The organism is Burkholderia sp. Se-20373, from assembly GCF_017104705.1.
GTDB lineage: Bacteria > Pseudomonadota > Gammaproteobacteria > Burkholderiales > Burkholderiaceae > Burkholderia.
This window is the reverse complement of sequence record NZ_JAAGPH010000096.1, coordinates 24,537-31,646: the sequence shown is the minus strand read 5'-3', so window position 1 is coordinate 31,646 and position 7,110 is coordinate 24,537. Positions and strand designations below refer to the sequence as shown.

Here is a 7,110-nt window from a genome sequence, read left to right as displayed (position 1 = left end):
CGCTGCCGATCGGCCTCACCGCGCCCGACGACATCTGGCGCCGGCTCGGCAACCGCCTGCGCGCCCGCGGCGCCGGCGCGCCGTCCGGCTATGCCGATCCGCAAGGCGCGCTGCCGCTGCGCGAGGCGATCGCCGACTACGTGCGCCGCTCGCGCTCGGTGCGCTGCCATGCCGACCAGGTCGTGATCACGAGCGGCACGCAGCAGGGGCTGCATCTCGCGAGCCAGGTGCTGCTCGGCGCGGGCGATCGGGCGTGGGTCGAGAATCCGGCCTATCGCGGCATCACCGCGCTGCTCGACAGCACCGGGCGGCGCGACGCGATGGTGCGGGTGCCGGTCGACGCCGACGGTATCGACGTCGACGCCGGCATCCGTCTCGCGCCGCATGCGCGGGTCGCGTTCGTCACGCCGTCGCACCAGTATCCGCTCGGCATGCCGCTCAGCATGGCGCGGCGCAATGCGCTGCTTGCCTGGGCGCGTGGGCAACGCGCGTGGGTGGTCGAGGACGATTACGACAGCGAGCTGCGCTACGAAGGCCATCCGTTCCCGTCGCTGCAAGGGCTCGACCCCGACCGCGTGATCTACCTCGGCACGTTCAGCAAGATCCTGTTTCCGTCGCTGCGGCTCGGCTACGTGATCGCGCCCGACGATCTCGTGCCCGCGTTCTGCGGCGCCCGCGTGCTGATGGATCGTCATGTGCCGACCGCCGACCAGCACGTGCTGGCCGCGTTCATCGCGGAAGGCCACCTCGACCGCCACATCCGCCGCGTGCGCGGCGTGTATGCGGAACAGCGCGCGCTGCTGATCGACACGCTGGGTGCGCGGCTGCCGCGCGAACGCGCGTGGGTGCAGCCGGGCGATCAGGGCATGCACGTCGTGCTGTGGCTCGCGGAAGGAATCGACGATCTCGATGTGGTCGAGCGCGCCGCGCAAGCCGGCGTCGCGGTGCGCGCGGTGTCGCCGATGTTCGCGCCCGGTACCGCCCGCCCGGGGCTCGTGCTGGGCTTCGGCGGATTCGGTCGCGCGCAGATGGAAGCGGCCGCGCAGCGGTTGGCGGAGGTGGTCGCCATGGCCGCCGACGGCGCCGTGCCACGCTGACCAGACGGCTTCGAGCGCCGGCGGCCCGACCGCGATTCGTCGGGAAAATCGCGCCAGGCCGCGCCGTAAAAGGTTGTCGATGGGCAACAAACGTAATCGTCTGTAAATCCTGCAAGCAAACGGCCGTTTTGGCGGGCGTCGCACGTGTGCCGTTTGCTAGGATCGCGCCTCTTCCATCCGCGCTCCTGCCGCCTTGAATCGCTTCGTGCCGCTTCTCCGAGACGCGTGGCTCCGTTGCCGCGCCCGCGTCGTACCGCTCGCCGCCGCCTGCGGCGCGCGCCTCCGCGCGCTGGGCGCAGGCGTGCTGCATCGCCTGCGTCATCCGACGCGACGCGGCGTCGCGCTGACGCTCGCCGCGATCCCGGTGCTGGGCCTGCTGGTGCTGCTCGCGTTCGTCCCGTTCACGCCGAGCATCGGCGACATCCGCAAGGCGCGCATCGACCGTCCCGCGCGCGTGCTGTCCGCCGACGGCCAGCTGATCGCCGAGTTCCGGCCCGTCAACCGCGAATGGGTGCCGCTCAAACAGATCTCGCCGCACATGGTCGACGCGCTGATCGCGACCGAGGACCACCGTTTCTACGCGCATCACGGCATCGACGTGCGCCGCACGCTCGCGGCCGGGCTGCACACGTTCTCGGGCGACCGTCAGGGCGGCTCGACGATCACGCAGCAGCTCGCACGCAACCTGTATCCGGACGAAGTCGGCCGCGCGCCGACGCTCACGCGCAAGGTGAAGGAGCTGATCACGGCGTTCAAGATCGAGTCGGTGTACAGCAAGGACGAGATTCTCGAGACCTACCTGAACACCGTGCCGTTCCTGTACAACGCGTACGGCGTCGAAATGGCCGCGCGCACCTACTTCGGCAAGTCGGCCGACCAGCTCGACATCGTCGAAAGCGCCACGCTCGTCGGGATGCTGAAGGGCAACAGCTACTACAACCCGGTGCTGAATCCGGAGCGCGCGGTACAGCGACGCAACATCGTGCTCGACCGGATGGCGCAGATGCACATGCTGACGCCGCAGCAGCTCGCGAAACTGCAGCGCCAGCCGCTGCGCGTCGACTTCGAGCCGCAGTCGGGGCAGCCCGGCCTCGCCCCGCACTTCGCGGTGCAGTTGCGCAAATGGCTGATCGCGTGGGCCGATCGCAACAACTACGATCTGTACTCCGATGGACTCGTCGTGCGCACGACGCTCGACGCGCGGCTGCAGGACATGGCGACGCAGGCGCTGACGCGGCAGACCGAACGGCTGCAGGCGATCGCCGACAGCGCGTGGCGCGGCCCGTCCGGCTGCGGGCTGCGCAACGACCTGTTCCGCGGCTTCATTCGCCAGACGCCCGACTATCGGCAGGCGCGCGACACGGGGCTGACCGATGTCGTGGCGCTGAAGCGGCTCGGCGCCAATCGCGATTTCATGCGCGCGCTGTGCGAGCGCAAGACGCAGGTGCAGGCCGGCTTCGTCGCGATCGATCCGCGCAACGGCGCGATCCGTGCGTGGGTCGGCAGCCCCGATTTCGGCAGCGAGCCGTTCGATCATGTGTCGCAGGCGCGGCGCCAGCCCGGCTCGACGTTCAAGCCGTTCGTCTATGGCGCCGCGTTCGCGGACGGCATGCGGCCGGGCGATACGTTCGTCGACCGCCCCGTCGCGATCCCGATCGACGGGCGCGCGGTCTGGCGCCCGACCGATGCCGAGCCGCCGACCGATGAGCCGATGACGCTGCGCGATGCGCTCGCGCTGTCGCGCAACCGCATCACCGCGCAGGTGATGCAGCACGAAGGCGCCGCGAAGGTCGCGCAGCTCGCCCATGCGATGGGCGTGCGCGAAAGCCCGCTCGACGCGGTGCCGTCGCTCGCGCTCGGCACGAGCCCCGTCACGCTGAAGGAGATGGTGTCCGCATACGGAACGATCGCGAACCGCGGCGTGTACGTCGCGCCGCAGATGATCACGCGCATCGAGGATCGCGACGGCAAGGTGCTCGCCGCCTTCGGCAGCGCGCCGCCCGAACGTGCGTTGCCGGAGCCCGCCGCGCAGACGCTGGTCGACGTGATGCGCGATGTCGTCGATCGCGGCACCGGCGCCGACATCCGTTCGCGTTACGGCATTCGCGTCGACGTCGCCGGCAAGACGGGCACGACGCAGGACAACGCGGACGGTTGGTTCATCCTGATGCATCCGCAGCTCGTGGCCGGCGCGTGGGTCGGCTTCGACGACGGCAGCGTGACGCTGCGCAGCGACTACTGGGGCGCGGGCGCGCACAGCGCGCTGCCGATCGTCGGCACGTTCTACGATGCGGCGCTGCGCGCGCGGGCGATCGATCCGCACGCGCAGTTCTCGCCGGACTTCCGGCCGCGCAGCGCGCCGGCGCCGCGGCGGCGCACGCCGCATCCGGGCCTGTTCGACTGGTTGAGGTTCTTTCGCTGATCGGGGTGCCGGCGAGTACGACGGCCGTCCGTTTTATTGACGCGTCGTCGTCGCGCAATGCCGCAGCCGGCGTAACACGCCGCCGTGCTCAGCCCACCGCGAGCGTGGCAGCCAGCGCGTCGAACTCCGGCGCCCACGCCGCACGCCACGCGGCCTTCGTCGCATCGTCCACCCACGCGCCGTCGATCCCGTTCAGCATGAACTGCTTCAGCTCGGCAACGGTGAAGCCGAAATGGCTGAACATCAGCTCCCACGCCTCCGACGGATTGACCTTGTGCAGCGTGGGATCGTCGGTGTTCGGATGAATCTTCAGCCCGAGGCCCGGCATCTTGCGCATCGGGTGAAGTTCCGCCCATTGCTCCGGCGGCAGCGTGCGCAGGTAGTACGAATTCGTCGGCACGACGGTGAAGACGATCCCGCGCTCCGCATAGCGGGCGCACAGCTCCGGGTTGTCGACGATCGTATAACCGTGATCGACGCGATCGACCTGCAGCAGATCGACGGCCGTTTCGACGTTGCGCCACGGCATCCCGAACTCGCCCGCATGCGCGGTCGTGCGAAAGCCCGCCGCGCGTGCATTGCGGTAAGCCTTCCAGAACAATTCAGGCGGCCGGTCGTTCTCGCGATAGTCGATCCCGAGCCCCGCGACTTCGTCCGCGCGGTTCGCCTTCATCCATTCGACGAGCGCCACCGCTTCGTCGGGATCCTGCTCGCGGTCGATGCTCGGGATCAGGCGCGCGCCGATCCCGAAGTCGCGGGCGGCGTCGCGAATACCCGTCACGATCGCGGCCTGCGCATCCGCATACGCGATACCCGACACGCGCACCGTACCCGTCGGATTCCAGAAGAATTCCGCATGCCGGACGTTGTGCGCGGCCGCATCCTCCAGATACTCGTAGGCGATCCGACGCAGGTCGTCGGGCTGCGTGAGCAGATACCGGTCGAGCGCGCGCAGCACGTGCAGCACGCCGACCGGCTTCTCGCCGCGCGCATAGAACGCGTCGATCTCCGCGCGCTCGATCGGCGCGCCGCTGCGCGCCGCGAGTGCGACGAACGTGTCGTGCCGCACTGCGCCGAGCAGGTGGCAATGCAGCTCGACCTTCGGCAGCGCGTGGAAGAAGGCCCGATGGGCCGGCGTGATCTCGATGCCCGTGCGCGCGGCCGGGACGTTACCTGGTGTTGCCTTCATTGCAGTCTCGTTGTGGGTAGTGCCGATGCGTCGCGAAAGCCGTCTCTCAGTGCGGCTTCACGACGGTCCAGAAGTAGTAGCCGAGCGGAAGCGCGAGCACGACGAGCCCCCACGACACGTCGCGCCAGCGGCCGGCCAGCAGCTTGACGAGCACGTAGCACAGCAGCCCGCCCGCGATGCCGGTGCCGAAGCTGTTCGACATCAGCGTGAGCAGCACCATCGACATCACGGGCAGCGCATCGGTGAAGTCGTCGAAGTGCGTATGGCGGATCGTCGCGAACATCGACAGCCCGATCAGGATCAGCGCCGGCGCGGTCGCTTCTTTCGGGATCGCGAGCGCGACCGGCACGAACAGCAGCATCGCGGCGAACAGCACGGCCGCCGCCAGCGACGACAGCCCGCTGCGGCCGCCGGCCTCGACGCCCGCGGCCGATTCGATCAGCGCGGTCAGCGCGGGAATGCCGAACACGGGCCCGATCGTCGCCGCGAGCGAATCGACGAGGAACGGCCGGTTGATGTTCGGCAGGTTGCCCTGTTCGTCGAGCAGGTTCGCCTTCGCGCCGACCGCGAGTGCGGTGCCGAGCGTCGAGAAGAATTCCGCCGCGAAGAACGCGAACAGATACGGCGCGGCCGCGAGGCTCAACGCGCTGCCGATGTCGAGCTTGAACGCGATCGGCGCGATGCTGTGCGGCAGCGACACGAACGACGCGGGCAGGTGCGTGACACCGAGCGGCACGCCGGCCGCGGCCGCCACGAGGATCGCGATCAGGATCGCGCCGGGCACCTTGCGCGCCTGCAGCACGATCGCGACCGCGAGGCCGATCAGCGCGACGAGCGCGCCCGGTCGCGAGAAATCGCCGAGCGCGAACGCGTTGGTCTTCGCGTTCGCGACGACCATCCCCGCATTGCGCAGCCCGAGCATCGTCACGAACAACCCGATCGACGCGCCAAGCCCGAGCTTGATCTGCACCGGAATCAGCCGCACCACCACGCCGCGCGCGCCGAGGATCGTCAGCAGGAAGAACAGCACGCCCGACACGCAGGCGATGCCGAGGCCCGTCTGCCAGCCGACGTGCTCGGTCGTCGCGAGCGTCACGCCGATGATCACCGAGCCGCCGATGCCGGGGCCGACGAGGAACGGCAGGTTCGCGTAGAACCCCATCAACGTGGTGAACAGCACGAACACGATGATCGTCGCGGTCGTCGCCGCGCCGCGCTCCATGCCGCCCGTCGCGAGCAGCGACGGGATCACGACGAGCAGGTACGCGGCCGCGAGAAACGACGTGACGCCCGCGATCGTCTCCGTGCGCACGCTCGTGCCGCGCGCGGCGAGCGCGAAGCGGCGTTCGAGCCAGTTGGCCGGCGCGCGCGCCGGCATCGTGTCAGTCGCTGACATGGTGGTTCTCCTGTGATTCCGAATATTGTCCTGTGTCGATTCACGCAGCGCGGTCTTATACTGCCGCGTACCGCATCCCGACCGCTATTGCCCGATGTCGTCCGACCGCTCGTCGCTGCTGCCCGCACTCACGCTGCGGCAGGTCCAGCACTTCGTCGTGCTCGCCCACGCACGCAGCTTCACGCAGGCCGCGCAGGCGCTGTCGCTCACGCAGCCCGCGCTCACCGCGTCGATCCGCCAGATCGAGTTCCTGCTCGGCGGGCGCCTGTTCGCGCGCTCCGCGCACCGGCTCACGCTCACCTCCGCGGGCGAAGCCGTGCTGCCGCTCGCCGAGCGCCTGCTCAACCAGGCGCGCGGCACCTTCGACGACATGACGCGGCTCATCGGCGAACGCATCCAGACCGTGCGCATCGCGTTCATCCCGTCGGTCGCGGGCCGCCTGCTGCCCGCGCTCAATGCACTGCGCGACGCGCATCCGACGCTGCGCTTCACCCTCACCGATCTGCCGAACAGCGCGCTCGTCGAAGCCGTGCGCGACAGCGTCGCGGATCTCGGCATCGGCGTGCGCGAACCGGACAGCGACGACGGCACGCTGCGCTACCAGCAGCTCTTCGAGGACGAGATCGTGATCGTCGTGCGGCATGACGATCCGCTTGCCCGCGCGAAGAGCGTCACGTGGGCCAGGCTCGTCGATCGCGAGCTCGCGGTGTTCGTGCGCGGCAGCGTCAGCGAATCGCTGCATCGCACCGGCGGCGCCGAGAAGCTGCGCCTGAACGTCACGTACCGGATGGAATACACCGAGCCGCTCTACGCGCTTGCGCGCAACGGCCTCGCGACCGCCGTGCTGCCGAGCCTCTACACGATGCATCTGCACGATCCCGAACTCGTCGCGCTGCGCGTCGACAAGCCGCGCGTCACGCGCGCGATCTCGCTGATCTCGCTCACCGGCGACGATCGCGGCCCGCACGTGCGTGCGTGCCGTGAATGGATTGCCAAACACATCTGA

At 69.4% G+C, this 7,110-nt stretch carries 5 protein-coding genes; 3 read left to right on the top strand and 2 right to left on the bottom strand.

Going from position 1 to position 7,110, the window contains the following annotated elements:
- Together G3N96_RS26295 and G3N96_RS26290 are read left to right on the top strand one after the other, a co-directional pair.
- Nucleotides 1-1,097: PLP-dependent aminotransferase family protein (locus tag G3N96_RS26295; RefSeq protein WP_206138988.1), on the top strand; the 1,097-nt coding region annotated here is incomplete at its 5' end.
- 193 nt (nt 1,098-1,290) lie between these two features.
- Entirely contained in the window at nt 1,291-3,519 is a 2,229-nt protein-coding gene (locus tag G3N96_RS26290) for a transglycosylase domain-containing protein (RefSeq protein ID WP_206138987.1), read from the top strand.
- Between the two features lie 88 nt (nt 3,520-3,607).
- Here the strand turns inward: G3N96_RS26290 and add are convergent, their stop codons facing one another.
- Nucleotides 3,608-4,708 carry an adenosine deaminase gene (gene add / locus G3N96_RS26285; RefSeq protein ID WP_206138986.1) on the bottom strand — a complete coding sequence of 367 codons (1,101 nt, stop codon included), beginning with the start codon at nt 4,706-4,708 and terminating at the stop codon, nt 3,608-3,610.
- A 46-nt stretch (nt 4,709-4,754) separates the two neighbouring features.
- Nucleotides 4,755-6,104: an NCS2 family permease gene (locus G3N96_RS26280; RefSeq protein WP_206138985.1), complete on the bottom strand. Its 1,350-nt coding sequence runs from the start codon at nt 6,102-6,104 to the stop codon at nt 4,755-4,757.
- Between the two features lie 94 nt (nt 6,105-6,198).
- On the opposite strand from G3N96_RS26280, the gene G3N96_RS26275 reads away from it, so the two are divergent.
- Complete coding sequence (locus tag G3N96_RS26275) at nt 6,199-7,110, top strand: LysR family transcriptional regulator (RefSeq protein WP_089433213.1); 912 nt, start codon at nt 6,199-6,201, stop codon at nt 7,108-7,110.